The sequence below is a fragment of the Ruegeria sp. BB7 genome (assembly GCF_056539365.1).
Genome location: NZ_JBQFUV010000003.1, coordinates 107,056 through 133,110 on the forward strand (window position 1 = coordinate 107,056; position 26,055 = coordinate 133,110).

26 protein-coding genes are annotated in these 26,055 nt (G+C 58.7%); 21 read left to right on the forward strand and 5 right to left on the reverse strand.

Annotated elements, in window-relative coordinates:
* The first annotated feature begins 9 nt into the window (after positions 1–9).
* From ACR0D7_RS08450 to ACR0D7_RS08480, 7 genes are all read left to right on the forward strand, one after another.
* Positions 10–720 carry a VIT1/CCC1 transporter family protein gene (locus ACR0D7_RS08450; protein WP_170385131.1) on the forward strand — a complete coding sequence of 237 codons (711 nt, stop codon included), beginning with the start codon at positions 10–12 and terminating at the stop codon, positions 718–720.
* 78 nt (positions 721–798) lie between these two features.
* Positions 799–2,121: an SDR family oxidoreductase gene (locus ACR0D7_RS08455; RefSeq protein WP_480678640.1), complete on the forward strand. Its 1,323-nt coding sequence runs from the start codon at positions 799–801 to the stop codon at positions 2,119–2,121.
* Positions 2,121–2,600: a DUF2269 family protein gene (locus tag ACR0D7_RS08460; protein ID WP_480678641.1), complete on the forward strand. Its 480-nt coding sequence runs from the start codon at positions 2,121–2,123 to the stop codon at positions 2,598–2,600. Before ACR0D7_RS08455 ends, ACR0D7_RS08460 begins: the two co-directional genes overlap by 1 nt.
* 95 nt (positions 2,601–2,695) lie before the next feature.
* Entirely contained in the window at positions 2,696–5,383 is a 2,688-nt protein-coding gene (locus tag ACR0D7_RS08465; RefSeq protein WP_480678642.1) for a DUF2339 domain-containing protein, read from the forward strand.
* A gap of 164 nt (positions 5,384–5,547) precedes the next feature.
* Positions 5,548–8,535 carry an isoleucine--tRNA ligase gene (gene ileS / locus ACR0D7_RS08470; RefSeq protein WP_480678643.1) on the forward strand — a complete coding sequence of 996 codons (2,988 nt, stop codon included), beginning with the start codon at positions 5,548–5,550 and terminating at the stop codon, positions 8,533–8,535.
* Positions 8,536–8,614: 79 nt separating this feature from the next.
* Positions 8,615–9,070 carry a methylated-DNA--[protein]-cysteine S-methyltransferase gene (locus ACR0D7_RS08475; RefSeq protein WP_480678644.1) on the forward strand — a complete coding sequence of 152 codons (456 nt, stop codon included), beginning with the start codon at positions 8,615–8,617 and terminating at the stop codon, positions 9,068–9,070.
* Between the two features lie 76 nt (positions 9,071–9,146).
* Positions 9,147–9,614, forward strand: coding sequence for a hypothetical protein (locus tag ACR0D7_RS08480; protein ID WP_480678645.1), 468 nt, complete (start codon positions 9,147–9,149; stop codon positions 9,612–9,614).
* Here ACR0D7_RS08480 and ACR0D7_RS08485 read toward each other — a convergent pair.
* From ACR0D7_RS08485 to fsa, 4 genes are all read right to left on the reverse strand, one after another.
* Positions 9,599–10,312: a CDP-alcohol phosphatidyltransferase family protein gene (locus ACR0D7_RS08485; protein WP_170385112.1), complete on the reverse strand. Its 714-nt coding sequence runs from the start codon at positions 10,310–10,312 to the stop codon at positions 9,599–9,601. The two genes, ACR0D7_RS08480 and ACR0D7_RS08485, sit on opposite strands and share 16 nt — an antisense overlap.
* Before the next feature lie 85 nt (positions 10,313–10,397).
* Positions 10,398–11,318 (reverse strand): tyrosine recombinase XerC, encoded by a 921-nt coding sequence (locus ACR0D7_RS08490; protein ID WP_480678646.1) that lies wholly within the window; start codon positions 11,316–11,318, stop codon positions 10,398–10,400.
* On the reverse strand, positions 11,315–12,022 hold the full coding sequence (locus ACR0D7_RS08495; protein ID WP_480678647.1) for a DUF484 family protein: 708 nt from the start codon (positions 12,020–12,022) through the stop codon (positions 11,315–11,317). Before ACR0D7_RS08495 ends, ACR0D7_RS08490 begins: the two co-directional genes overlap by 4 nt.
* 195 nt (positions 12,023–12,217) lie before the next feature.
* On the reverse strand, positions 12,218–12,871 hold the full coding sequence (gene fsa / locus ACR0D7_RS08500) for a fructose-6-phosphate aldolase (RefSeq protein ID WP_170385102.1): 654 nt from the start codon (positions 12,869–12,871) through the stop codon (positions 12,218–12,220).
* Positions 12,872–12,959: 88 nt separating this feature from the next.
* Between fsa and ACR0D7_RS08505 the strand changes: the two genes are divergently transcribed.
* From ACR0D7_RS08505 to ACR0D7_RS08520, 4 genes are all read left to right on the forward strand, one after another.
* On the forward strand, positions 12,960–15,155 hold the full coding sequence (locus tag ACR0D7_RS08505; RefSeq protein ID WP_480678648.1) for a primosomal protein N': 2,196 nt from the start codon (positions 12,960–12,962) through the stop codon (positions 15,153–15,155).
* 72 nt (positions 15,156–15,227) lie between these two features.
* Complete coding sequence (locus tag ACR0D7_RS08510; RefSeq protein ID WP_480678649.1) at positions 15,228–16,460, forward strand: MFS transporter; 1,233 nt, start codon at positions 15,228–15,230, stop codon at positions 16,458–16,460.
* A 67-nt stretch (positions 16,461–16,527) separates the two neighbouring features.
* Positions 16,528–17,400: a 50S ribosomal protein L11 methyltransferase gene (locus tag ACR0D7_RS08515; protein ID WP_480678650.1), complete on the forward strand. Its 873-nt coding sequence runs from the start codon at positions 16,528–16,530 to the stop codon at positions 17,398–17,400.
* Between the two features lie 102 nt (positions 17,401–17,502).
* Positions 17,503–17,847 carry a hypothetical protein gene (locus tag ACR0D7_RS08520; protein ID WP_170385090.1) on the forward strand — a complete coding sequence of 115 codons (345 nt, stop codon included), beginning with the start codon at positions 17,503–17,505 and terminating at the stop codon, positions 17,845–17,847.
* 95 nt (positions 17,848–17,942) lie between these two features.
* On the opposite strand, the gene ACR0D7_RS08525 is transcribed toward ACR0D7_RS08520, so the two are convergent.
* Positions 17,943–18,155 carry a DUF1127 domain-containing protein gene (locus tag ACR0D7_RS08525; RefSeq protein WP_480678651.1) on the reverse strand — a complete coding sequence of 71 codons (213 nt, stop codon included), beginning with the start codon at positions 18,153–18,155 and terminating at the stop codon, positions 17,943–17,945.
* A 335-nt stretch (positions 18,156–18,490) separates the two neighbouring features.
* Here ACR0D7_RS08525 and ruvC point away from each other — a divergent pair, with 335 nt between their 5' ends.
* The 10 genes from ruvC (at position 18,491) to pal (ending at position 26,054) form a co-directional block, all read left to right on the forward strand.
* A complete protein-coding gene (ruvC, locus tag ACR0D7_RS08530) occupies positions 18,491–18,988 on the forward strand; it encodes a crossover junction endodeoxyribonuclease RuvC (protein WP_170326920.1) in 498 nt (165 codons plus the stop codon).
* Positions 18,985–19,662: a Holliday junction branch migration protein RuvA gene (gene ruvA / locus ACR0D7_RS08535; protein WP_170385083.1), complete on the forward strand. Its 678-nt coding sequence runs from the start codon at positions 18,985–18,987 to the stop codon at positions 19,660–19,662. Before ruvC ends, ruvA begins: the two co-directional genes overlap by 4 nt.
* 4 nt (positions 19,663–19,666) lie before the next feature.
* Positions 19,667–20,686, forward strand: a complete 1,020-nt coding sequence (gene ruvB, locus ACR0D7_RS08540; RefSeq protein ID WP_480678652.1) for a Holliday junction branch migration DNA helicase RuvB — start codon at positions 19,667–19,669, stop codon at positions 20,684–20,686.
* A 63-nt stretch (positions 20,687–20,749) separates the two neighbouring features.
* Positions 20,750–21,373 (forward strand): hypothetical protein, encoded by a 624-nt coding sequence (locus ACR0D7_RS08545; protein WP_480678653.1) that lies wholly within the window; start codon positions 20,750–20,752, stop codon positions 21,371–21,373.
* Entirely contained in the window at positions 21,370–21,753 is a 384-nt protein-coding gene (ybgC, locus tag ACR0D7_RS08550; protein ID WP_170385069.1) for a tol-pal system-associated acyl-CoA thioesterase, read from the forward strand. The genes ACR0D7_RS08545 and ybgC overlap by 4 nt, the downstream gene beginning before the upstream one ends.
* A 106-nt stretch (positions 21,754–21,859) precedes the next feature.
* Complete coding sequence (gene tolQ / locus ACR0D7_RS08555) at positions 21,860–22,555, forward strand: protein TolQ (RefSeq protein WP_480678654.1); 696 nt, start codon at positions 21,860–21,862, stop codon at positions 22,553–22,555.
* A gap of 1 nt (position 22,556) precedes the next feature.
* Positions 22,557–23,033, forward strand: a complete 477-nt coding sequence (gene tolR, locus ACR0D7_RS08560; RefSeq protein ID WP_170385063.1) for a protein TolR — start codon at positions 22,557–22,559, stop codon at positions 23,031–23,033.
* A gap of 9 nt (positions 23,034–23,042) precedes the next feature.
* The gene (locus tag ACR0D7_RS08565; RefSeq protein ID WP_480678655.1) at positions 23,043–24,140 is read left to right on the forward strand and encodes an energy transducer TonB; all 1,098 of its coding nucleotides are present in this window, start codon (positions 23,043–23,045) and stop codon (positions 24,138–24,140) included.
* Complete coding sequence (gene tolB / locus ACR0D7_RS08570; RefSeq protein WP_480678656.1) at positions 24,137–25,456, forward strand: Tol-Pal system beta propeller repeat protein TolB; 1,320 nt, start codon at positions 24,137–24,139, stop codon at positions 25,454–25,456. Before ACR0D7_RS08565 ends, tolB begins: the two co-directional genes overlap by 4 nt.
* Positions 25,457–25,544: 88 nt before the next feature.
* A complete protein-coding gene (pal, locus tag ACR0D7_RS08575; protein WP_480678657.1) occupies positions 25,545–26,054 on the forward strand; it encodes a peptidoglycan-associated lipoprotein Pal in 510 nt (169 codons plus the stop codon).
* Position 26,055: the final 1 nt, after the last annotated feature.

The window sequence follows — 26,055 nt, forward strand, 5'->3', positions numbered from 1 at the left end:
GAGCCAGCCATGACCGACCACGGACACAGCCAGCAGGAAATCGTCGCGCGGATCAATGAACCGCCCGGACGCGGGGTTTTGCGGGATATTGTGTATGGCGGCATCGACGGGTCAGTCACCACCTTTGCCATTGTAGCCGGGGTAGCCGGGGCGGGATTGTCCCCATTCATCATCGTGGCGCTGGGGCTGGCCAATGTGCTGGCCGACGGGTTTTCCATGGCGGCGGGGAATTACTCGGGCACCAAGGCCGAGCTGGATAATATCCGCCGTATCCGCGCCATCGAGGAACGTCATATCCACCAATTTCCGGACGGTGAGCGCAGCGAAGTACGTGAGATATTGGCTCAGAAAGGACTGTCAGGCCGCGTTCTTGAAGAGGCCACCGACGCCATCACCGCAAATCATGACAACTGGATCAACCTGATGATCGAAGGTGAGTACGGTCTGGGCAGTGTCGATCCCCATCCGATCAAGGCCGCAACCGCAACGTTTTTGGCTTTTCTCATTGCAGGAATGGTGCCGCTGCTGCCGTTCTTGCTGTCACTTGATCAGGCCTTTGCGGTTTCGGCCTGGATGACCATGGGCGTTTTCTTTGCCATAGGCGCCTTCAAAAGCCGCTGGTCCCTGGCTCCGTGGTGGCGATCTGGCGGCGAGACATTGGTGATCGGCGGTGCTGCTGCTCTGATTGCGTATCTTGTGGGATCTCTCTTTCACCCATAGGGGCCGAGATTGTCGCAGGGCGCTACAAAAAGCTGGTTTCGGTTCAGTGGTGGGGTACGCTGACGAAAACAGCTTAAAATGATTGCTCGACCATTGCGGCTAGCGAATAAAAATATTCTTGTTTTAGGGGCTTACGGCTTTATTGGGTCTGCGGTTGCCCGATCACTTGGGGCAGAAGGTGCGCAGGTAGCGGCCTTTGTGCGGAGCAAGGAAACTGCGGCTCAGGTTCTGCTGGATGCAGCGCACATCCAAGGCGACTTGCGCGCTTGCTTGCGGCCTGAGGATTGGAGTGGCCCTCTGGCAGGTATCGACTGTGTCGTGAACTGCGCAGGGGCATTGCAGGATGGTCCTGCTGATGATCTTGAAGCCGTACATCACACGGCGATCGCCGCTTTGGGGCAAGCCTGCGCAAAAATGGGAATCGCAGTGGTGCAGATTTCAGCCATTGGTGCCGATTCTTGTGCCGAGACGGATTTTATGCGCACAAAGGCAGCGGGAGATGAAGCGTTGCGGGGCTGTGGTGCGCCGCTTTGGATTCTCAAGCCCGGGTTGGTCATCGGACAGACCGACTATGGCGGTACGGCATTGCTGCGAATGCTGGCGGCGGTGCCTTTTGTGCAGCCCATCGCACATCCACAAGCACCGGTACAATGTGTGGGCATGCCCGATGTGTGCGAGGCTGTGATCGGGGCCATTGCCGGGGACTTGCCGCAAGGAACCTATGATCTGGTCGAAGACAAACCTGCGCCATTGTCCGAGGTTTTATCAGAAACACGCCACTGGCTGGGGTTCCCGAGCGCGCGGTTGACGTTGGATATGCCAGTCTGGGGAACGCACCTGATCTCGCGCTGCGCGGATGCGCTAGGCCGTTTGGGCTGGCGCTCGCCATTGCGAAGTAACGCGATGGTCATCATGGCCAAGGGCGTGGTTGGAAACCCCGACCCCTATCGCGCAGCCACTGGCCGATCTATGGCGCCCTTGCGCCAAGTCTACGCAAGCCTGAACAGCTCTCGCGAACACAGGTTAAGCGCACGCTTGTCCCTTTTGACGCCACTGGTTGTCGCGGTTCTAAGCCTGTTTTGGATGCTTTCCGGACTATTCGGGCTATTTGGCCTGTCTCAGGCTACAGCGGTTCTGACAGATGTCGGGTGGGACGCAAACCTTGGGATGGTGAGCGTCCTGTTCTGGTCCGCTATGGATATCTTGCTGGGGCTTGCCATTCTCTGGCGTCCGTGGGCAGCGCGTGTTTGCATAGCTCAATTTTGTGTCGCGGTATTTTATCTGATAGGGGCAAGCCTTGCCGTTCCAGCCCTGTGGCTGGACCCTCTTGGCCCTCTCACCAAAATCCTGCCGGTGATGATGCTGTCGCTTGTTGCCTGGCCCATGCTGCAGAAACGATGATGGACCCGGACCTTATCCTGCGATGGTTGCACGTTATCGGAGCTTGCGTCCTGCTGGGGACCGGAGCCGGGATAGCGTTTTTCATGCTGGTGGCACATCGTACAGGAGATGCCAGGTTTATTGCGCAGACCGCCGGCATAGTCGTTCTGGCCGATCTCGTATTCACAACAACGGCCGTCGTTGCTCAGCCCATTACAGGGGGACTTCTGGCGTGGCGGTTGGGCTGGTCATTTACCGAAGGGTGGCTTTTGGCCTCGCTGGCACTCTATGCGATGGCCGGGCTGTTCTGGTTGCCGGTTGTCTGGATACAGGTCCAAATGCGTGAACTGGCGCAGAAGGCTGCTGACAATGCTGAACCGCTGCCGCTTATGTATCACCGAATATATCGTATCTGGTTTGCCTGCGGGTTCCCTGCCTTTGCGGCTGTGTTGATGATTCTTTGGCTGATGATCGCGCGTCCTTCGATTGTCTGGATTTAGCCTTTGGGGACGTGACGCTAAAACCATTGAGAATTCTGGCTGTTACAGACTGTGTACCTCGGGTAGCCTGACATTTAAACCACTCGGAGGCCCACTTGGAATCCCTGCTTGTTCTCGTTGGATTGATCGTATTGGCCATTCCGGTGGCAATCGTTGTGCTTATGGTCGGACAGGTCCGCCTACGCCGCAGGGTAGAACAACTAGAACGGCACCTTCTCTCGCTGGGTGAAGCCGTTCCAGAGCCTCGCGCAGAACCGCCCAAGCCAGAGGCTCGCAAGCCTATGGAAAAGCCCGAAAAGGCGAACCCTTGGGTTGTCAGGAGGGGTACGCCCAAGGAACCTTCAGAAGAAAAGCCGCCAGCCGCTGTAGTCTTTCGAGCAGATCGCTTGACTGCTTTGACCGCTTGGCTGCGTGAGAACTGGTTCTACGCCGTTTCGGCCCTGTCCCTCGCTCTGGCCGGGATATTTTTGGTGCAATACGGCGTTGAGAATGGCCTGTTGCCTCCATCCGCACGTGTGATCGCAGCTTTGTTGTTCGGTGCCGCGCTGATCTGTGCCGGAGAGGTCATCCGGCGAAAATTTGGTGACGATGAAGCATCAAGCACAGCCTATTTACCGTCGGTGTTCTCAGGGGCAGGTCTGGTCACACTGTTCGGGGGTATTCTGGCCGCTCGGCAGCTCTATGATCTGATCGGCCCCGAATTCGCGCTGATGGCAATGATCTTTATTGCACTGATAGGGTTGGTGCTGGGTTGGTTCCATGGCCCGTTGCTGGCGGCAATCGGACTTATCGGGGCGTTTTCCGCCCCCTTTGTGGTCGGTGGAACCTCGGAAAACCCCAGCTGGCTTTATGCTTATTTCCTTGTGATTGCCGTTCTGGGGCTTGGGGTCGACACGGTGCGGCGTTGGGCATGGATTTCGGTCCTGAGCTTGATTGGCTCCTATTCCGCCTGCTTGCTGCTGGTATTGTCCTCACCCTTGACCGAGGCGGCGTATTTGGTCTGCGTAACCGCGTTGGCCGTGGTCGCGATCGCCATCCCGGTTCGGCGTATCTGGCCTGATCATGCCGGGCCCATGATTTCTTCAGTCGTCTGGCGCAAAAAGGGAGGTGCCTGGCCGGAATTCCCGACACGGCTTGCTTTTGGCGCAGTGGCCGCCAGTTCAGCGATAGTGTCGGTTCATTGGGCAGACAGTTCGGGCGAGTTCTGGTTGGGCGTCATACTACTGTCTGGTCTGACGCTTGGGTTGATGGTGTGGGGGCAGCGCGCCGAGGCGTTGCAGGATGCGGTCGCATTGCCAGCCCTTGGGTTGATCTGGTTTGTTCTGATGCATGGCTGGGACAATGGTACCGTCCTGCGTCAGTTCGCTGAAACCTATGCCGAGACGCCCGAGGCAGATTACCCGTGGGTCATTACTATCCTGACTGTTCTGGGGGCGGTGGTTTCGATTACGGCGGCTTGGCGATCAATGCGTGCGCAATCCTATGCTGCGGTCTGGGCCACGGCGGCTGCGGTTTTCGCGCCTGTGTTCGCGATCGCGCTTGAGGTTGGTTGGCAGCCTTCGCAGGTCATCGGCGCGTATCCGTGGGCCCTGCACGCCATTGCGCTGGGCGTGCTGATGGTCGTCTTTGCCGAACGCTTTGCACGCGTCGATGGCGACAACCGGATGCGCCCGGCTTTGGCCACGCTGTCTGCGCTGTCCTGCCTGACCTTTGCCTGCGTGATCGTTCTGAGTTCGGCGGCATTAACCATTGCTCTGGTCGTGATGATTGTTGTGGCTGCTGCACTGGATCGCAAATTCACCCTGCCTCCAATGAGCTGGTTTATCTGGGCTGGGGTGTTCACGGTCACGGTGCGGCTGGTTCTGGACCCGGGTCTGGACTGGGCCAGCACGGCTCCGGTGGTTGAAATGACGCTGGTTTACGCCGCGGCTACCGTCGGGTTTTTGGCGGGGTGGCTGCTGGTCAGGCCATTGGATCGGCCTGTGGCAACATTGTTGCTGGAGAGCGCGGCCTGGGCGACAGGGGGCATATTGCTGTCTCTGTTGCTGGAACGCTGGCTGCAGAGTTTTGGCGAAGGCAACGCCACCGACAGTCATTGGGGGCTGGGTTTGCTGGCGATCATCTGGCTGTTGCTGGCCTTCGCGCAGGTTCAACGGTTTGAACTGGGCGGAAAGCTGAACTATGCGCGTTACGTTTTGGCCGCGTTCTTTGCCGCGCACGGGCTTTTTCGTCTGGCACAAGCGTTGAGCGATGCAAATCCGCTGCTCAATATTGTCGCGCCGCCGGTTTTGGGTCCGCCGGTGCTGAACACATTGGCGGTCGCCTACCTGCTGCCTACACTGGTCATTGGCTTCTCGGTCTGGCGCATCCACGCGTCCCCGCTGTGGCTAAAGCGAGCAAGCTATGGGTTGAGCGGCGTGTTGGCTGCGGTCTGGCTGGGCTTGATGATCCGTCATATCTGGCAAGGTGCAGGCGGTATGTATGAGGGCAACGGCGTGACCCAGCCCGAGCTTTATAGCTATACCATGGCCTTACTGGTGATCGGGGCGGTGCTTTTCTATCAGTCGTTAGCGCGCCGGTCTGACGTGATGCGCAAGGCCGGGCTGGCGGTGATCGGACTGGCGGTGGCCAAGGTTTTCCTGATCGATATCGCCGGTCTGGGCGGGTTGATCCGGGTGTTCTCGCTGCTGGCATTGGGTCTTGCTCTGGCGGGTCTTGCATGGCTGAACCGTTGGGCCACACTGCGCCATTCGCCGCAGGATCCGGAACCTCTGGACCAATAGGCGCGGGCGTCCTATAAGCGCGGCCATGCATGCCCATTTGGCCATCATTATTCGAATTATATCCCCGGCGCTCTGACCCTCTGAGACGCCGGGCAAAGGTGTTTGAGACTTCGCACCGACCGCTTCGATCCTAGTACGACCAGATCATCCAAAGGACGCCCCCAATGTGCGCCGACACGATCCAGACACCTGATTACAAAGACACGCTGAACCTGCCCAAAACCGAATTCCCCATGCGCGCTGGCTTGCCGAAACGCGAACCCGCATGGCTGGAGAGGTGGGAGACCATCGGCGTCTATGACCGCCTGCGGGAAAAAGAGGGTCGCGCGCCCTTTACGCTGCACGATGGCCCCCCATATGCGAACGGTCACCTGCATATCGGCCACGCCCTGAACAAGACCATCAAGGACATGATCGTGCGCTCCCACCAGATGATGGGTTTCGACGCGCGCTATGTGCCCGGATGGGACTGTCACGGCCTGCCGATCGAATGGAAGATCGAGGAACAGTACCGCAAGAAGGGCAAGAACAAGGACGAGGTGAACATCGTAGACTTCCGTCAGGAATGCCGCAAATTCGCCGAGGGCTGGATCGACATCCAACGAGAAGAGTTCAAGCGTCTGGGGATCACCGGCAATTGGCCTGATCCTTACATCACCATGGATTATCACGCCGAGGCCGTGATCGCCGACGAATTCATGAAGTTCCTGATGAACGGTACGCTCTATCAGGGCTCGAAGCCCGTGATGTGGTCGCCGATCGAGAAAACCGCTCTGGCCGAGGCCGAGGTCGAGTATCACGACAAGGAAAGCTTCACCATCTGGGTGAAGTTCAAGGTCGTACTCGATGAAACTGCATTGTTGATCGAGCCGACTCCGCGAGGTGGCAGTGGGGATCCTGACAGTGCAGCGAAGATCAAACTCGCAGACCTCGAAGATGCCTATGTGGTGATTTGGACGACGACCCCGTGGACCATGCCGTCGAACAAAGCCGTCGTATACGGTAAGGACATCTCCTACGGACTGTACGAAGTCACCGGCACGCCGGACGAATGCTGGGCCAGTGTCGGCGACAAGTTCCTGCTGGCAGACAATTTGGCCGCTGATGTTCTGGGCCGTGCGCGTTTAAACGATGACCAGTGGACTCGCGTGCGTGACGTGACCACGGATGAACTGGCAGACGTTGGACTGGTTCACCCGCTGGCCGGAGCCGAGGGCGGCAACGGTGAATGGGACGACATCCGTGACTTCCGCGCGGCGGAGTTTGTGACCGACACCGAAGGTACCGGTTTCGTCCACTGTGCGCCGTCTCACGGCATGGAAGAATTCGAGCTGTACCGCGATCTGGGAATGCTCGAGAAGGTCATCACTTACAACGTGATGGATGACGGCTCGTTCCGGGCTGATCTGCCGTTCTTTGGCGGCAAGTACATCCTATCCCGCAAAGGCGGCGAAGGTGACGCGAACAAGGCCGTCATCGACAAGCTGGTCGAGGTTGGCGGTCTGCTGGCGCGCGGCAAGATCAAGCACAGCTATCCGCATTCGTGGCGCTCGAAGGCTCCGATCATCTACCGCAACACGCCGCAGTGGTTTGCCTCCGTCGATCGCAAGCTGAACGATGGCAAGGGCGAGATGGGGGATACCATCCGCGAGCGCGCCCTGCGGTCCATCGACGAACTGGTGAAATGGACGCCGCAGACCGGTCGCAACCGTCTGTATTCGATGATCGAAGCGCGGCCGGACTGGGTTCTGTCGCGTCAGCGTGCGTGGGGCGTGCCGCTGACCTGCTTCACCAAGAAGGGGGCTCTGCCTACCGACGCGGACTACCTGCTGCGCAACGAAGACCTCAACGCCCGCATCAAGGCAGCGTTCGAGAAAGACGGCGCCGATATCTGGTACACCGACGGCTTCAAAGAGAAGATCCTCGACGGCATCGCCAACCCGGAAGACTACGATCAGGTGTTCGACGTGCTGGATGTGTGGTTCGATTCAGGCTCGACCCACGCTTTCGTTCTGCGCGACCGCGAAGACGGGACCGAGGACGGTATCGCCGACGTTTACATGGAAGGTACCGACCAGCACCGCGGCTGGTTCCACTCGTCAATGCTGCAGGCCTGCGGCACCAAGGGTCGTGCGCCCTACCGCAACGTGGTGACCCACGGGTTCACGCTGGACGCCAAGGGCAACAAGATGTCCAAGTCGTTGGGCAATACCATCGTGCCAGAAGAGGTCGTCAAGCAATACGGCGCTGACATCCTGCGCCTGTGGGTGGCCCAGACCGATTATACCGCCGACCAGCGGATCGGGCCGGAAATCCTGAAAGGCACCGCCGACAGCTATCGCCGCCTGCGCAACACCATGCGGTTCATGTTGGGTTCGCTGGCCGATTTCACCGAGGCCGACCGCGTTGATCCGGAGGATATGCCGCGTCTGGAACGCTGGGTCCTCAGCCGTCTGGCCGATCTGGATGAGCAGGTCCGCAAGGGCTATGCGTCTTTCGACTTCCAGGGCGTGTTCAGCGCCGTGTTTACCTTTGCAACGGTTGACTTGTCGTCCTTTTACTTCGACGTCCGCAAGGATGCGCTCTATTGCGATGGCGACAATCTGCGCCGCCGCTCGGCCCGTACAGTGCTGGATATCCTGTTCCACCGCCTGACCACGTGGCTGGCCCCGGTTCTGGTCTTTACCATGGAAGAGGTCTGGCTGGAGCGTTTCCCGGGCGACGACAGCTCAGTCCATCTGGTGGATTTCCCCGATACGCCCGCCGATTGGCGCGATGCTGAACTGGAGGCCAACATGGCCAAGGTCCGCCGCGTCCGCCGGGCAGTAACCGCCGCGTTGGAGATCCAGCGTCAGGACAAGGTGATTGGCTCCAGTCTTGAGGCTGCTCCGATTGTATATGTCGAAGATGGCGACACTCGTGACTTGCTGGCGACGTTTGACGTGGACGATATGTGCATCACCTCGGGATTGACCGTTACCGGCGACCCGGCTCCGGCCGAGGCATTCCGCGTGCCGGAAATTGAAGGCGTCGCGGTCGTGTTCGAAAAAGCCGACGGCGAGAAATGTCAGCGGTGCTGGAAAATCCTGCCCGACGTTGGGCGCCACGCCCACGAAAGCGTCTGCGGACGCTGCGACGAGGCGCTGAGCTAAGATCAGACCCCCGGTTTAACGACCGGGGGTTTTTCTTTTGCGGGTTGCACGGGCTTTGGCGATCTGAAACGCTGCGCTTATGCCGATGATTGCCGTTGAAACTCAGTTTGGCCGCCTTGGAGTCGAAGAAACCGACGGGGCTATCACGCGACTTGTCTGGAACGGTCGGGATAACAGCCCAAAAACATCCTTGCTGCAAGAGGCTGCCGCGCAGTTAAGAGCCTATGATCAGGGTGAACTGGAACAGTTCGACCTGCCATATCATGTTGCAGGGTCCGAGTTTCAACGACAGGTCTGTGATCTGATGTTTGCTATCCCGCTGGGCGAAACCCGCACTTATGGAGATATCGCAAAAGAGCTGGGGCAGCCGCCTCAGCCAGTGGGGCAAGCCTGTGGGGCGAACCCGATCCCTGTGATCATCCCTTGCCACCGGGTGCTGGCGGCGAGCGGCTTGGGTGGCTTTTCCGGTGATGGCGGGATCGAGACCAAAGTTGCTCTGCTCCGGCACGAACGGGCAGCGGGCCTGCTGATCTGAGAGAAGAATTTCAGTTGCAATCCCGCTGGTTGAGGCCCAACTTGTATCAAACAGAGAATTCAAAGGATCGCATTGCATGACAGCTCAAATCGACCCTGCTGCCCGTAAAAAGGCCATTATCGACCGGCTGATGTCACTGGAAGAACAGGAATTGGCGACTGCGCAGGCACATTACGACGCATTCCTGAAGGATTCTCAACTGGATGACCGGGAAGGTCATGACAAGGATGACATAGCCGCCTCGCGCGAGAATGCTGATCTGGCGGCTGCATTTGACGCCCCTGTACATGCGCATCACGCCAAGATCGACGTGATCGAGAACACTGATTTCAGTGTCACAGACACCGTGCGGCCCGGCGCGGTGGTCAAGTTCAATGATCGGCGGTTTGTCGTCTGCGTCTCGACCACTCGGTTTGAGGTGGACGGCAAGACCTATATGGGCATCTCAACGCAAAGCCCGATCTACCTGGCCATGGTCGGCCTACAGAAAGGCGACATGTTCACCCATAACGGTACCGAATTCGAGGTTCAGGAAATCTTGTAATCCGCGCTTTTGCGCTGTGGGATCACCTGCTGCGCAATCCCTGCGAACACCAGATACAAGCTGGTGATCACCAGACCCCAATGGGCCCAGCTTTCGGGATGGAAATCGACCCACGCAGCCCAGCCAGCAAAGAAAGTCCAGGCCAGCGCCATTGGCAGCGAAATCGAGCGCCAACGCTCGGTCCGGACGGGGTGAATGAATTTCAGCGGCAGGAACATCGCCAACGACAGCAGCGACACCAACAGCAGAATAACCCAAAAGCTGGGTTCGAGCGCGAAGACGACGATCACGAACATATTCCAGCACCCTGGAAACCCGGAAAATGAATTATCTTTTGTTTTCATTCGGGTATCTGCGAAATACATCGCGCTGGCAAAGGTGATTACAATAATCGCGAACCAGCCTGTCCAGCCGTCCATCAAGCCGGATTTGAACAACGCAAAGGCCGGGATGAACACATAGGTCAGATAGTCGATGATCAGATCCAGCAGCACCCCGTCAAACTCGGGCGCATTCTTTTTCACGTGGTAGTGACGCGCCAGCGGGCCGTCGATGCCATCCACGATAAAAGACACCACCAGCCACAGATACATCAGGCTCCATTTTTCCTCGACGGCGGCCAGCATCGCCAGCATTGCAAAGACGGCACCGGTTGCGGTGAACAGGTGAACGGAAAGTGCTTTAAATCTGAGTGTCATGCAGGTGTCATGGACGATGCGTCCGGCAGATGCAAACCAAAAGCCGGAATTGGGTGAATGTGAGGCGTCACGAGGCGATATGGGGTCAGGCTTTGGGATGGGCGCGATTGTAGACCTCCATCAGCCGTGCGGTGTCAACGGCCGTGTAGGTCTGGGTTGTGGACAGTGAGGCATGCCCCAGCAGTTCCTGAATCGCGCGCAAATCGCCGCCAGCAGACAGAAGATGCGTGGCAAAGCTGTGGCGCAGAGCGTGTGGTGTGGCCGTTGCGGGCAAACCAAGCTGCATCCGCGCCTTGGCCATTACGCCCTGAATAGCACGTGGGTTCAACGCACCGCCGCGCACGCCGCGGAATAGCGCCTTGTCTTTGGTCTGCGGGTGAGGGCAGAGCTGAAGATAGCGATCCACGGCTGCGCGGGCGGCTGGCAGGACTGGGACGATCCGTTCTTTGTCGCCCTTGCCAAGGATGCGCAAAGTTCCGGGCAAGGGCGCGTCGGCACCGGTCAAGGACAGCGCCTCGGATATGCGTAGCCCGCAGCCGTAAAGCAGCGTGACCACGGCCACATCGCGGGCCGAAACCCAGTCATTGGTTGATTGCAGCTCGACCGTTTTAATCACGGCGCGGGCGGCGTCTTCAGCCAATGGACGCGGGAGTTTCTTGGTGAATTTGGGCGCGCGGGTCGACAAGACGGCGGTTGGTTCGAAATCTTCGCGTTCAGAGAGCCAGCGATAGAAGCTTTTGACAGCCGAGAGTTTGCGCGCCAGTGACCGGGCGCCAACACCTGATGCGCGCTGTTCGGCCATCCAGGCACGCATGTCAGAGACGGTGATCCGGGCCAGTGCAGCCAGCCCTTGCCGTTCACTATGATGCAGGGTCATGAACGAAAGGAATTCAGTGACATCTCCGCGATAGGCAGTCTGAGTATTCTCAGATCGTCCCGCCAAAGCCCCCAAACTGTCCAGCCAATGCTGCAGCGCATCGCGACAGGCTGGGGAAATCAGGCTCACGATAGCCAGTGGCGCATCGAGCGTTCGAATACGCCGGCAAAGAAAGACAGCAGATCGGTGCCAAGTTGCGGGGTAAAATGGTTTGCGTCCCTGGCACCCATGACAATCATGCCCGGCAGGCGGCCTTCACCGAAATTAAGCCTCAGGCACGCCTCAGAGCGGAATTGGCTAGCCGCCGCGCCAAATATCCGGGGGCTTGGGCTTGGCATCTGACGCAGTACGACCTCGCGCGCGGGGCCGCCGCGGTCCTGGCTGAGATAGGCGTCGATTGCGCCGGGTTCGACCACGGTCAGAACGCCGCCCAACTTCTCGATGGCGGGGTCTTCTTGCGTGTTCGTTGTTTCCAGAACCAGTGTTATGTGATCCACGCGGAGGATATCGGCCACTTCATTGCCGAGTGTGTTCAGAAAATCTTCGAAATCGACGGGTTCCAACAGGCGCAGAATGGCACGGTGCACCTGATTGGTGCCTGCCAGATTTTCATAAGCTGCCGCAATAACCGAGCGGTGGGTGTCTTCGAGGCGATCCAGCCGTGCCTCGAGCCGTTGCATCGCGATGCCACGCAGATCGACGACGTTGTCACCGCGTGCCTGTTCGTTTGCAGAAACCAACGCCTGCATTAGATCCTTGTCGTCCAGCACGGCGTCCGGTTCAGCCAGAATCGCGGCGCGGAGAGTATCCTTGAGTTTAGTGTTGCTGCTCATGTCCCGTCCGGTCTTTTTTTGTTGAGCGGCTTATAACACGGCATGCCGAATTTGCCTTGGGAAAAATACAGGCAAAAGTAGAATTCGTTTGGGGATGTGTCAGAAAGGCTCCCGCCTGCAACACCCTGATCAGATGATCAGTTTTGCAGTTGGGCCAGGCGCGGCGCCCAAAGGCGCCGCGCGGGTGCGCGAAGTTTACAGGATTTTCTGACCGGTCTTGGCCCAGTCAGCCAGGAAAGTTTCCAGGCCTTTGTCAGTCAGCGGGTGATCGGCCAGTTTCTTGATCACGGCGGGCGGCGCGGTGATCACGTCGGCCCCGATACGGGCACTGTCGGTGACGTGGTTCACGGTACGGATCGAAGCGGCGAGGATTTCGGTTTCAAACCCATAATTGTCATAGACCTGACGGATATCCGCGATCAGGTCCATGCCGTCGAGGTTGATGTCGTCCAGGCGACCGATGAAGGGTGAAATGAAAGTCGCACCTGCCTTGGCGGCGAGAATCGCCTGATTGGTCGAAAAGCAGAGGGTCACGTTGACCATCTGGCCTTCGTCGCTGAGCGTTTTGCAGGTTTTCAGGCCATCCCAGGTCAGCGGTACTTTGACCGCGATATTGGGTGCAATCTTGGCCAGCTTGCGGCCTTCGGCGATCATGTCTTCGGCTTTGGTGGCAACCACTTCGGCGGATACCGGTCCATCGACGAGGTCACAGATTTCCTTGGTCACTTCCAGAATATCGCGGCCTGATTTCAGGATCAGCGAAGGGTTGGTGGTTACGCCGTCCACCATGCCCAGATCGTTCAGTTCGGCAATGGCTTCGATCTCGGCTGTATCTACGAAGAATTTCATGAGGGCAGTCCTTTGATGGGTTGGCCTTGGTCGCGGATGCCTTTACCTCAAAGAGACCCATGCTGAAACCCCCTGCAGAGGATATGCGTTGAGCGCTCAGGAGTATTTCGACCAAGGTGAGCTGGTGGCGGTTCTGACCACACAGCCTCTGGACCGGACGCTGGATTACAAAGCGCCTGAGGGTGGGTGCTTTCTAGGTGCGTTTGTCGAGGTGCCACTAGGCCCGCGTAAGGTGTTGGGCGTGGTTTGGGGGGCGGGGCAGGGCGGTTTCGATCTGGCCAAGGCGCGATCCGTGATCCGGGTGCTTGAGGTCGCGCCGATGCGCGAGGAGATGCGAGTGTTTCTGGGTCGCGTGGCGGATTACACGCTGACGCCTATGCCCGCGATGCTGCGGCTGGCGACGCGCGCACCGGGGCTGGGTGACCCGCCGTCGATGCGTAAGATATACCGTCTAGGAAGTGGCGAGCCGGACCGGATGACCGACGCCCGAACCCGTGTTCTTGAGGTTTTGCGGGATTATGGCGGGCTGGCGTTTACACTGAAGGAGCTGGCAGAACAGGCGGGTGTGACGTCTTCTGTCGTGAAAGGGCTGGTGAAACAGGGTGCGGTGCGGGAAGAGGACAGTCCGCGCGATCTACCCTATCCGTATCTGGACCCGGACCTGCCGGGTAAAAAACTGACCGAGGATCAGGCGGCTGCGGTTGCCAGATTGCAGGCCGGACAGCGCACCGGCGACTATGGAACCACGCTGCTGAAAGGCGTGACCGGCTCGGGCAAGACTGAGGTTTACTTGGAAGCGGTGGCCGAAGCGCTGCGGATGGGTCGGCAGGCTCTGGTCCTTTTGCCCGAGATTGCTCTGACAGCAGAGTTTCTGACCAGAGTTGAGGCTCGGTTCGGTGCACGCCCGGCCGAGTGGCATTCGGGGGCCACAATGACCGAACGCCGTCGGGTCTGGCGCATGGTCGGACAGGGGGATGCGCAATTGGTTGTGGGTGCCCGGTCGGCGCTGTTCCTGCCGTTCCGCGATCTTGGTCTGGTTGTTGTCGATGAAGAACACGACACGTCCTATAAACAAGAAGACGGGGTGCATTATAGTGCCCGTGACATGGCGGTGCTGCGCGCGGCCATTTGCGGGGCACGGGTGATTCTAGCCAGTGCCACGCCGTCGTTAGAGAGCTGGGCCAATGCAGAGGCGGGCAAGTATGACCGGCTTGACCTGACCGCTCGGTTTGGCGCTGCGGTTCTGCCCGAGATGAAGCCCATCGACATGCGGGCCGAGCAGATGCAGCCGGGGACGTGGATTTCTCCGTCTCTGCGGCAGGCTGTGCGGCAGCGGATCGAACGGGGCGAACAGTCGCTGCTGTTCATCAACCGCCGCGGCTATGCGCCGGTGACATTGTGCCGGGCGTGCGGCGAACAGATTGCCTGTGATCATTGCGACGCGCGGATGGTCGAGCACCGGTTTCTGAAACGCCTGATGTGTCACCAATGCGGTGAGAGCAAACCGATGCCCGAGGCCTGCCCTTCTTGCAAGGTTGAGGGCAAGCTGGCCCCGGTCGGGCCGGGTATTGAACGGCTGGCGGAAGAGGCCGAAGCGACTTTTCCCGAGGCCAACATCGCTATGCTCAGTTCCGATTTGTTCGGCTCGGCGCGCGCCTTAAAGGCCAAGATCGAAGAGATTGCTGAGGGTGATGCGGATATCGTCATTGGAACTCAGCTGGTGGCCAAAGGACATAACTTTCCAAAGCTGACTTTGGTGGGAGTAATTGACGCCGACCTAAGCCTGCATGGTGCCGACCTGCGTGCCGCCGAACGGACGTTCCAATTGATGCGGCAGGTTGCGGGGCGTGCCGGGCGGGCGGACAAGCCCGGTCAGGCGCTGTTGCAGACGTTCCAGCCTGAGCATCCCGTGATCCGCGCCATTCTGTCGGGTGACGAAGAAGGCTTCTGGAAAGCCGAGGCCGCCGGACGGCAAGTCGCTGGGGTGCCGCCCTATGGTCGTATGGCGGGGATCGTTCTGTCTGGGCCAGAGGTTGGTCCGGTTTTCGACATCGGCAATGCCATGGCCCGAAACGATGTACCGCTGCGCGATATCGGTGCGCAGGTGTTTGGGCCGGCACCTGCACCCATTGCGCGTATCCGGGGGCGTCATCGTGTGCGCCTGCTGGTCAAGGCCCCCAAGGGCGCACCCATTCAAGACGCCATCGCCCGCTGGATCGCACCCCTGCGTCTGAAAGGGGACATCCGCCTGACCGTCGATATCGACCCGCAGAGCTTTTACTGACTCTGCATTCGCGCAGGTCAGTTGTGCATCAAGCCCCTCGCCAAGGCAGGGAAATGGGCGTAGAGGGGTCCCATGTTGAAACCTATGCCGCTTTCCGAGGCGCAGAGCCTGCCGTTCTGGCGTCGACCCATCACGCTCTTGTTCGTGATGGCGCTGACGATGCCCATCGCCTTCAACGCGTGGAGCGCGCTGTTGAATAACTTCGTTATCGAGGTGGCGAATTTCGACGGCGCCGATATCGGGCTGCTGCATACTGTGCGTGAGATTCCGGGCTTTCTGGCCATCGGCGTGATTGCGGTGATCATCTTTATCCGCGAGCAGGTGCTGGCGATGATCTCGCTGATGATGCTGGGCCTGGCGACGGCGGTGACCGCGTGGTTCCCAAGCTTGGGCGGTTTGCTGTTCGTGACATTGTTTAGCTCGATTGGCTTTCACTATTACGAAACGGTGAACCAGTCGTTGCAGCTGCAATGGTTGCCCAAGGACCGCGCACCGCAAGTGCTGGGCTGGCTGGTGGCCATGGGTTCGGCGGCCACGGCGGTGGTCTATGGCCTGATCGTTCTGACCTGGGACCGGTTTGATCTGTCCTATAACTTCGTTTTCATGGCTGCAGGCGGGGTGACGGCCCTGCTGGCATTGTTCTGCCTGTTCGCATACCCACAATTCGACGCGCCCACGCCGCAGACCAAAAAACTGATCCTGCGTAAACGCTATTGGCTGTATTATGCGTTGCAATTCATGGCAGGTGCGCGGCGACAGATATTTGTCGTTTTCGCGGGCTTTATGATGGTCGAAAAGTTCGGCTTTGAAGTGCACGAGCTGACCAGCCTCTACCTGATCAACCTGATGATCAATATGGCTGCGGCCCCCTTGCTGGGCAAAGCCGTCGGCAAATTTGGCGAGCGCCGCACGCTGATTTTTGAATACACCGGGCTGGCGATCGTGTTCGCGGCCTATGGCGGAATTTACTGGTTCGGTTGGGGCGTTCTGCTAGCTGCAATCCTTTATGTGATCGACCACGTGCTGTTTGCACTGGCGCTGGCTCTGAAGACTTACTTCCAGAAGATCGCCGACCCGGCAGATATCGCTCCTACGGCAGCAGTCGCATTCACGATCAACCATATTGCGGCGGTGTTCCTGCCCGCGCTTCTGGGCCTGTTGTGGGTGGTGTCTCCCGGCGCGGTGTTTGGCCTGGCGGCTGCAATGGCTCTGGTCTCGTTAGCGCTTTCGATGCTGATCCCGCGCCACCCTGAACCCGGCAACGAGACGATCCTGGCCAAATACGCCCAGGCACCGGCCGAATAAGCACCAGAGCTTGACCTTGGCGGGCCTGCGCCCTAGGCGCTGTATCAACTGATACACGGAGGCCCCTATGCCCACATTCACCGCGCTTACCACTCTGACCGGCAAGAAAGCCGCCGAAGGTCTGGGCGAAGCGATGGAACGCCTTGACCCGGAACCTACCGGCGTCGGCGTGTTCGAGGTCGAAGACGGTTCGGGCCTGTGGGAGGTCGGCGGTTATTTCACCGAAGCACCCGACGAAACCGCTCTGGCCGTTTTGGCCGCCGCGTTTGAGGCCAAGCCGTTTGTCGTTTCGGAACTGCCCGAAACCGACTGGGTAGCGCATGTGCGGCGAGAGCTTGCCCCGGTAGAGGCAGGGCGGTTCTTTGTCTATGGCAGCCACGACGCCGACAAGCTGCCCGAGGGCCGCATTCCGCTGTTGATCGAAGCCGCGATGGCCTTTGGGACAGGTCATCACGGTACCACGCTGGGTTGCCTCAAGGCGCTGGACTATCTTTTAAGCAATGGCTTTGAGGCGACCAAAGTGGCCGATATCGGCTGTGGTACTGCGGTTCTGGCGATGGCCGCCGCGCGGGTCTGGGACGGTGACATCATTGCCAGTGACATCGATCAGGTCGCGGTGGATGTGGCCGAGGCCAACCTGAAGGCCAATGATATGGCAGGCCAGGTTCGCTGCGTCGAAGCCGCCGGTTTTGATCACCCCGATCTAAAATCACACGCTCCCTACGATCTGATTTTTGCAAATATCCTAAAAGGCCCGCTGGTCGCATTGTCGCCCGAGATCGGAGCGAATCTGCGCGCCGGAGGATATGCAATTCTGTCGGGAATCCTCAATGAACAAGCCGCAGATGTGATTTCGGTTTATTTACACAATGGGTTCAATCTGACCAAAAGGGACGAGATTGGTGAATGGACGACGCTAGTATTAAGTAAACAGGGCTAAAATCAGGCCATTTGCAGGAGTTTCGTGGATTCTTGCCTCTTTTTTGTCGCAATCTGCAACTAATGTCGAAATGTGGTTACGGGGGCGGTTTTGGAGGCTGCCATGACGGGAAAACAGCTGGAATTTGATCAACGCGTTCATCGCCTGACTAAGAAACACGCAAAGCTCAGCCGGGGCTATCGCGCGACGATGCGCAAGGATGGTCTTGTCGTAATGAGACCGCAGCGGGTTAGGTCTGCGATTCCGGCGAAGATGCTTCTAATTGGCCTTGCCGGGCTGTTTGCGTTCAAAACTTTTCTGCTGAGCAGCCTTGGAGCTTCGGCTTATCAGTATCGCGTTGATAGCCTCGCAGAGGGCACAGCAGTGGAAAAGGCTGGTGCCTGGGTGATGCAGATCGATCCTTTGTCAGAGTACGTTGCAACTCAGATCAACGGATATTTCCACTAGTTTCATAGAGTTTAAAGAAGAAACGCCGCACATTAGATGTGCGGCGTTCTTTTTTACCCCAAGGGGAATGGGGGCGAGTGAGTGGTGGTTGATTCTTACCGACGACCTTCTGCCACGGCGTCAATATCGCCACGGCACAGGCCGATGTCTTCCAGTTCGCGATCCGACAGGCTGTTCAGTGCGTTGCGGGTCGCGCGGGCGTCGCTCCATTCGATAGCTGCATTTGCGACCGATGCGAAAGTTGCGCCGATACGGCCAACGAGGCCGAACGAGCCAGTGGTGATGCGGGTGGTGTCCAGTGCAGCCATATCCTGTTTCCTTCTGGTTAAAATTACCGTTTCGATCGTTTGATCTGAGCGGCATCTAGTGATGTCGATTTGGCTGTGCAAGTACCGAAATTGCATGTTTCCTATGCAATTTTTGCAATGCTGTATTGTCATTAAAATCCCTTAATTTACTGGCAATCTGGCGTTCAGGAAACGTGTCGAATTTAGGCTATTCACTGTCGTAATCAGGCCGCTCTGTCGCCCCTGGATCAGGAGTGTCGTTTTTAGGTTCTAGGTCAATTCGCTTGGAAAATGTTCACGCTTCGTGCTAATTCGTAAGAAAGATCACAAAGAACCCGAGCAGGCCGAGGCACAACATGCGTATTTTGGGCATTGATCCGGGGCTTAGAACCCTGGGATGGGGCGTCATCGAATCGCATGGCAGCCGTTTGAGCCACGTTGCCAACGGGTTGTGCAAGTCAGACGGGGACGATCTGGGTGAGCGATTGTTGTCGTTGCATAACCAGATCGTCGAGGTCATTGCCGAACATCAGCCTGATCAGGCCGCCATCGAACAGACGTTTGTCAACAAGGATGGGGCGGGGACATTGAAGCTGGGTCAGGCGAGGGGCGTGGCGCTGCTAACACTTGCACAGGCTGGGTTGCCGGTGGGGGAGTATGCGCCCAACCGGGTTAAAAAAACTGTGGTGGGCGTAGGCCACGCCGAGAAAGAGCAGGTCCTGCACATGGTCAAGCTGCAATTACCGGGTTGCCAGCCCAAAGGGGCCGATGCGGCGGATGCGCTGGCTATTGCCATCTGCCACTCGTATTACGGCGCAGCGCCACAGGCGCGGATGAAAGAGGTGCGGGCATGATTGGAAAACTGACGGGTCGGCTGGATTATCGTGCGGCGGATCACGTGCTGATCGACGTGCGCGGCGTGGGTTATATCGTCTATTGCTCGGACCGGACGATGGCGGCGCTGCCCGGTGTGGGCGAGGCGGTCTCGATCTATACCGACATGGTCGTCCGTGAGGACCTTATGCAGCTCTATGGTTTCTTGTCGTTGGTCGAGAAGGAATGGCATCGCCTATTGTGCTCGGTTCAGGGGGTTGGGGCCAAAGTTTCGCTGGCTATTCTATCTGCGTTGGGGCCGGATGGGGTCAGCAGGGCCATTGCTCTGGGCGATTGGGGTGCGGTCAAGGCCGCCAAAGGCGTTGGGCCGAAGACGGCGCAGCGCATTGTGCTGGACCTCAAGGATAAGGCGCCGGGCGTGATGGCCATGGGCGGCACCGTGACTGAGGCGATGGACGGCCCTGAGCTTGAGGTCGTGGAACTGGCTCAGCCGATACCAGCGCCCACGCGGGCGGTTAAACCGGCATCCGGCGCCGCAGCTGCGTCGGCTGGCGCGTTGTCGGCGCTTGGTAATCTGGGCTATGGCCCGTCCGAGGCGGCCTCGGCCGTGGCCGAAGCAGCAGCCAACATGCCTGACGCGGGCGAGGCCGAACTGATCCGTGCCGCTTTGAAATTGCTTGCTCCGAAGGGGTAAATGAATGGTAGACGCCGACCCCACCCTACGCCCCGAGCCGATGCCCGAGGACAATGATCGCGCCCTGCGCCCGCAGGGGCTGGACGAATTCATCGGTCAGGCCGAGGCCCGCGCAAACCTGCGCGTTTTCATCCAATCCGCCCGGCAACGGGGCGAGGCGATGGACCACACGCTGTTCCATGGCCCTCCGGGATTGGGGAAGACCACGCTGGCGCAGATCATGGCGCGCGAGCTGGGTGTGAATTTCCGCATGACTTCGGGGCCGGTTCTGGCCAAGGCGGGTGATCTGGCGGCGATCCTGACCAACCTGGAATCGCGCGATGTTCTGTTCATCGACGAAATTCATCGTCTTAACCCGGCGGTCGAAGAGGTGCTGTATCCGGCGATGGAAGATTTTGAGCTGGATTTGGTGATCGGCGAAGGCCCCGCTGCGCGCACGGTCCGGATCGAGTTGCAGCCCTTTACGCTGGTGGGCGCGACCACCCGGATGGGGCTGTTGACGACTCCGTTGCGCGACCGGTTTGGTATTCCTACGCGGCTGCAGTTCTACACGGTAGATGAGCTGCATGAAATCGTCACCCGCAACGCGCGCAAACTGGGCGCACCGGCTGATGACGAGGGCGCGCGTGAGATCGCGCGCCGTTCTCGCGGGACGCCCCGGATCGCGGGGCGGTTGCTGCGCCGGGTGGTGGATTTTGCCATTGTTGAAGGCGACGGGCGGATCACCCGTGAACTGGCTGATGGCGCTCTGACCCGGCTGGGCGTAGACAACTTGGGGCTGGACGGTGCGGATCGGCGGTATCTGAAGCTGATTGCCGAAAACTATGCTGGCGGGCCGGTGGGGATCGAGACCCTGTCGGCGGCGCTGTCGGAAAGCCGCGACTCGTTGGAAGAGGTGATTGAGCCTTATCTATTGCAGCAAGGTTTGATTCAGCGCACCCCGCGCGGACGTATGCTGGCCCAGAAGGCGTGGGCGCACTTGGGAATGGCTGCACCTCGGGGGCAAAACGATCTGTTCGGTTGAAGCGGCGCGACAGAAAATCTATGCCTTCGGCAAGAGTATTTTGGAAAAGATGAAGGGCTGCGCGTGACTCCGAACGAAATCGAAGCACTTTTTACGCGGGACAGCGGAGAGTTTCTGTTTGCACGCTGGGGGCGGCCTATCGTTCCCATCGTCTTTGGCGTTGAGGATGAAACGCTGGTCACTGTCAAAGGCGCGTTCGAGGCGGTTGTGGCTCTGGCCGGGCACAAGATGGCAGAGACGGACCCGGAACTGGGTGCAAACTGCATGGTGTTTTTCTTTCGGGACTGGCAGGAGCTGCTGGAGGTTCCTGACCTCGACCGGCTGATCCCCGATCTGGCCCCGTTGGTCGAGCGTCTGGAAAAAGGCGGGGCCAATCAATATCGCATTTTCCGGTTCGAGGAGGACGGAGCCATCCGCGCGGCTTTCGTATTTCTGAAGATGGATAAAGAGCTGTCAAAAATTCCCGCTGAAACATTGGCGCTGGGGCAGGTGGTGCAGACCATCCTGCTGTGGTCCGACTCGGCCTTTCGCACGCAATCGCCGCTGGCCGTGGCCGCTGACACGACAATTCTGCGCCCCGACATTGCCGGGCTGATCCGCGCCGCTTATGACCCGGTTCTGCCGAGTGTGGCGCAGGATGCGTCTCATGCCCTGCGCTTGTTTGCCCGTCTGGAACAGCCGCAATGAAGCATGTCTTTCCCATTCGCGTCTATTACGAAGACACCGATATGGGCGGTGTGGTTTATCACGCCAATTACCTGCGCTTTATCGAACGGGCGCGATCGGACTGGGTGCGCAATATCGGCAATGATCAGAACGCGATGCGCGAACAAGGGATCGTCTGGGTTGTGCGCCGGATTGAGGCGGATTACCTGTCGCCCGCCAAATTCGATGATGAGTTGATTGTTGAAACCGAGATGGTCTCGATTTCGGGTGTGCGCCTGACCATGTTGCAGCTTGTCCGGCGGGGTGAGACCGAGGTTTTCCGCGCCACCGTGACCGCCGTATGTATCAACAAAGACGGCAAACCGATCCGGCTTCCGGCAGAGATTCGCGCATTGATGTAACAAATCGCTCAGCCAGGGTGGTTCTGTTGGCATTTCATGACCAACTGCGTTAGCGTTTGGCAAAACAAGGCCAAATGGCTGTCAGGCAATAACAAAGAGCAGGTTCATGGAAGCTGAAACGCTGGCGCTGGCGCAGGAGATCGATTTCTCCATGTGGGGGCTGTATGCCCGCGCGACATTTATCGTCAAACTGGTGATGCTAATGCTGGTTGGCGCATCAATCTGGTCCTGGGCGATTATCATTCAAAAGCTGATCAACTACCGCGCTGCACGAAGCGAGGCGCAGGTGTTTGATGAAAGTTTCTGGTCTGGCAACCCATTGGATGAGTTGTTCGAGCAGATCGGAACGCAGCCGGATGGCAGTTCGGAGAAGATTTTTGCGGCGGGTATGATCGAATGGCGCCGCTCGCATCGCACCGATGGCGGATTGATCGCAGGTGCGACGGCGCGGATTGACCGCTCGATGGATGTGGCCATCGCCAAAGAATCAGAGGCATTGCAGAAGGGTTTGCCCATTCTGGCCACGGTAGGGTCGACCGCACCCTTTATCGGATTGTTTGGCACCGTCTGGGGCATCATGAATGCTTTCATCGAGATTGCCGAACAACAGAATACTAATCTGGCTGTTGTTGCACCGGGTATTGCAGAGGCACTGTTGGCCACGGGTCTGGGCCTGCTGGCCGCGATCCCGGCCGTGATTTTCTACAACAAGCTCAGCGCGGATAGTGATCGGATCGTTGGCGGATACGAAGCCTTTGCCGATGAATTTGCCACTATCCTGTCGCGGCAGTTGGACAGCTGATATGGGCGCGGCGGTTCAGCAATCCTCGAACGGAAACGGACGCAGACGCGGGCGACGTCGTGGGCGCGCGCAGCCGATGGCTGAGATCAACGTGACCCCGTTTGTGGATGTCATGTTGGTGCTACTGATCATTTTTATGGTGGCGGCGCCGTTGTTGACAGTCGGTGTGCCTGTGGACCTGCCCAAGACAGCCGCCAGCGCACTGCCCGGTGATAACGAGGAGCCTCTGACCGTTACGCTGACTGCAGATGGGCTTGTCCAGATTCAAACAACGGATGTGCAGCGCGAAGAGTTGATTGGAAAGTTGCGAGCAATCGCATCAGAACGCAGCAGTGACCGCGTGTTCCTGCGAGCCGATGGCGCAATTCCTTATGCGCAGGTGATGCAGGTCATGGGCGCGTTGAATGCGGGTGGGTTTTCCAATGTGGGCCTTGTGACCGATACCGGCGGGCCGACCCTGGACGAAGGTGGAGAGTGAGGCCGCGCGGTGGATACCGGCACCAAGATCTCGGCGATTGCCCATGTCACTTTGATCGGATGGGCATTTTTCGGCGGTACATTCCGGTCGGAACCCTTGCCTATGGCAGTACAGGAGGTGTCGGTGGTTTCGGCTGAGCAGTTTGCCGCAATGACCGCACAGCGCGATGCGCCCGAGGTGCTGACCCCCACCGCGTTGCAACAGCCTGAAACGCCCGAAGAACAGGTGGTCACGCCTGAGACAGTGGACGAAGAAATCACTCCACCCGAAGTCGTAACCCCGCCGGAACCCGAACCCGATCCCGTACCGGAACCGATCGAGCCCCCGCCCGAACCGGAAGTGGTCGAGGAGCCACCAATCCTGGATCAACCGGAACCGGTGACCGAGATATTGCCCGTGCCACCAGGCCCCGAGGCGCAACCGCGCGCGGCTGACAAGGTTGCGCCCGAGCCCGTAGCCCCGCCACCGCCAGAGGCGCAACCGGATGATATTGAGACACCAGCAGTGTCTCTGGATGAAGGCGCCGAGACCCAACAGGAGCAGCAGGACCAGACCGCACCAGAAGAGGCCACGGACGAGATCGTGACTGAGGCGGAAGAGACCAAAGAGAATGCCCCGCGCACCTCTCCGCGGCCACAGGTACGACCTAATCGTCCGGCGCCCCCGGCGCAGCCCGAGGTAGCCGAAGCTGAAGAGCCCACCCCGTCGGAACCTGCTCCTGCGGATACTTCTATTGATGATGCATTGGCCGAGGCATTGGGTCAGGGAAGCGAACCTTCCGGTCCTCCGCTGACCAGCGGTGAAAAAGACGCGATGCGTCTGGCGGTTTCGCAGTGCTGGAACGTCGGCTCCCTGTCCACGGATGCGCTGCAAACGGTCGTTGTCGTGGGCTTTTCGCTGAGCCCTGACGGCAAGGTGGTCGGGGGCAGTTTGCGCATGATTGACAGCTCTGGCGGCACGGCTGCGTCTGCAAAACAAGCTTATGAGGCCGCACGACGGGCAATATTGCGCTGTGGGGCCAAAGGATATGACCTGCCTGCTGACAAATACGATCAGTGGCAGGATATTGAGATTACATTCAATCCCGAGAGGATGCGGATCAAATGATGAGATTTCTGACCAGTCTGTTGCTTGGCCTGACGATCATGGCAGCGCCGGTATACGCCCAGAGCGGACCGCTGCGTCTGGAACTGGATCAGGGGATCATCGAGCCCTTGCCCTTTGCGGTGCCGAATTTCGTGCCTGACGGAGCAGCGGCAGCACAATACGCAAATGACATCTCTCGTGTTGTAGCGGCGGATCTGACCGGAACCGGCCTGTTTCGCGAAATTTCTTCGGACGCGTTCATCAGTCGGGTCAGTAGTTTCGATGCTCCGATACAATTCGCAGACTGGAAAGCTATCAATGCCGATGCGTTGGTAACCGGGGCCGTCAACGTCTCGGGCAACCGTCTGACTGTGCGGTTCAGGGTGTGGGATGTGTTCTCAGGCCAGGAACTGGGTAATGGTCTGCAATTTGCGGGTACGACCGATGGTTGGCGGCGCATGGCGCATAAGGTGGCTGATCAGGTCTATAGCCGGATCACGGGTGAAGGTGCATATTTCGACAGCCGCGTCGCGTTTGTATCTGAAAGCGGCCCCAAGGATCAGCGTCAGAAACGTTTGGCGATTATGGATTACGATGGTGCCAACGTGCAGTACCTGACCGACAGTTCGGCCATCGTTCTGGCACCGCGCTTTTCACCGACGGGTGACCGGTTGCTTTATACCAGTTACGAAAGTGGTCAGCCGCGTATTTATGTTCTGGATATTGATCGCGTCAAACGGACTGAGTTGAACACACAAGGCGGCACGATGAGCTTTTCGCCGCGCTTCTCACCGGATGGCCGCTCGATCGTGTACTCGTTGATTCAGGGCGGTAATACCGATCTTTGGAAGATGGATCTGGCCTCGGGTCAGAGCGTACGCCTGACCAACACCCCCGCGATTGAAACAGCCCCCAGTTATTCGCCGGACGGCTCGCAAATCGTGTTTGAAAGCGACCGCTCGGGTACGCCGCAACTGTATATCATGCCTGCCAACGGTGGAGAGGCGACCCGTATCAGCTTCGGCCAAGGTCGCTATGGCACTCCGGTCTGGTCGCCGCGTGGTGATCTGGTTGCGTTCACCAAGCAAAACAAAGGACGGTTCCATATCGGCGTCATGCGTGTTGATGGCAGCGAGGAGCGGCTGCTGACCTCATCTTTCCTGGATGAAGGGCCGACTTGGTCTCCCAATGGCCGCGTCATCATGTTTACTCGCGAAACGCAGGGTGCAAGCGGGCGGGCTACGCTGTATTCGGTGGATATCTCGGGTCGGAACTTGCGCCCGGTGCGCACTCCGGATGGCGGGAGTGATCCTTCTTGGGGACCATTGCAGAATTGATCGGAGCAGGGGCTTGGAAAAGTTCACAAAAATCCTGCACTGTGATAGAGAGACGGCAATAAATCGATAAAACAACGAGGCACCTGAAATGAACGTATTGAGCAAAGTCATCGCTTTGGGCGCGCTAAGTGTCATCGCCGCCTGTACTAATAACGATCCGTCGGCGCTTGGCGGCGGTTTTGGCAACGGCGCGAACGGATCCATAGCTCTGGGCTCGCCCAGTGACCCACGCTCGCCAGCGTATTTCCAGCAAACCATTGGCGACAGGGTGCTGTTTTCAGTGGATCAGTCGACCCTGACACCGCAAGCACAGACAGTCCTGCAAGGGCAGGCCAATTGGCTGTTGGCTAACCCGGATTATGTGGCCACCATCGAAGGCCACGCGGATGAGCAGGGCACGCGTGAATACAACCTTGCTCTGGGCGCGCGCCGGGCGAATGCGGCCCGCGAATACCTGATTTCGCGCGGCGTGGCGGGTAACCGTTTGACAACCGTAAGCTATGGCAAAGAGCGCCCGATCGAGATTTGCAGCACCGAGGATTGCTATTCCAAAAACCGCCGCGCGGTGACGGTGCTGACCGGTTCAACCTTGGGGTAAG

Bases quoted from the DNA above. Each gene is read 5' to 3' on its own strand.
- tolQ (WP_480678654.1), top strand. From the start codon at position 21,860: ATGGAAGCTGAAACGCTGGCGCTGGCGCAGGAGATCGATTTCTCCATG.
- pal (WP_480678657.1), top strand. From the start codon at position 25,545: ATGAACGTATTGAGCAAAGTCATCGCTTTGGGCGCGCTAAGTGTCATC.
- fsa (WP_170385102.1), bottom strand. From the start codon at position 12,871: ATGAAATTCTTCGTAGATACAGCCGAGATCGAAGCCATTGCCGAACTG.
- ACR0D7_RS08450 (WP_170385131.1), top strand. From the start codon at position 10: ATGACCGACCACGGACACAGCCAGCAGGAAATCGTCGCGCGGATCAAT.
- tolB (WP_480678656.1), top strand. From the start codon at position 24,137: ATGATGAGATTTCTGACCAGTCTGTTGCTTGGCCTGACGATCATGGCA.
- ACR0D7_RS08525 (WP_480678651.1), bottom strand. From the start codon at position 18,155: ATGGCTGCACTGGACACCACCCGCATCACCACTGGCTCGTTCGGCCTC.
- ACR0D7_RS08515 (WP_480678650.1), top strand. From the start codon at position 16,528: ATGCCCACATTCACCGCGCTTACCACTCTGACCGGCAAGAAAGCCGCC.
- ACR0D7_RS08460 (WP_480678641.1), top strand. From the start codon at position 2,121: ATGGACCCGGACCTTATCCTGCGATGGTTGCACGTTATCGGAGCTTGC.
- ybgC (WP_170385069.1), top strand. From the start codon at position 21,370: ATGAAGCATGTCTTTCCCATTCGCGTCTATTACGAAGACACCGATATG.
- ACR0D7_RS08485 (WP_170385112.1), bottom strand. From the start codon at position 10,312: ATGACACTCAGATTTAAAGCACTTTCCGTTCACCTGTTCACCGCAACC.
- ileS (WP_480678643.1), top strand. From the start codon at position 5,548: ATGTGCGCCGACACGATCCAGACACCTGATTACAAAGACACGCTGAAC.
- ACR0D7_RS08480 (WP_480678645.1), top strand. From the start codon at position 9,147: ATGACAGCTCAAATCGACCCTGCTGCCCGTAAAAAGGCCATTATCGAC.
- ruvB (WP_480678652.1), top strand. From the start codon at position 19,667: ATGGTAGACGCCGACCCCACCCTACGCCCCGAGCCGATGCCCGAGGAC.
- ruvC (WP_170326920.1), top strand. From the start codon at position 18,491: ATGCGTATTTTGGGCATTGATCCGGGGCTTAGAACCCTGGGATGGGGC.
- ACR0D7_RS08495 (WP_480678647.1), bottom strand. From the start codon at position 12,022: ATGAGCAGCAACACTAAACTCAAGGATACTCTCCGCGCCGCGATTCTG.
- ACR0D7_RS08520 (WP_170385090.1), top strand. From the start codon at position 17,503: ATGACGGGAAAACAGCTGGAATTTGATCAACGCGTTCATCGCCTGACT.
- ruvA (WP_170385083.1), top strand. From the start codon at position 18,985: ATGATTGGAAAACTGACGGGTCGGCTGGATTATCGTGCGGCGGATCAC.
- ACR0D7_RS08475 (WP_480678644.1), top strand. From the start codon at position 8,615: ATGCCGATGATTGCCGTTGAAACTCAGTTTGGCCGCCTTGGAGTCGAA.
- ACR0D7_RS08455 (WP_480678640.1), top strand. From the start codon at position 799: ATGATTGCTCGACCATTGCGGCTAGCGAATAAAAATATTCTTGTTTTA.
- ACR0D7_RS08510 (WP_480678649.1), top strand. From the start codon at position 15,228: ATGTTGAAACCTATGCCGCTTTCCGAGGCGCAGAGCCTGCCGTTCTGG.
- tolR (WP_170385063.1), top strand. From the start codon at position 22,557: ATGGGCGCGGCGGTTCAGCAATCCTCGAACGGAAACGGACGCAGACGC.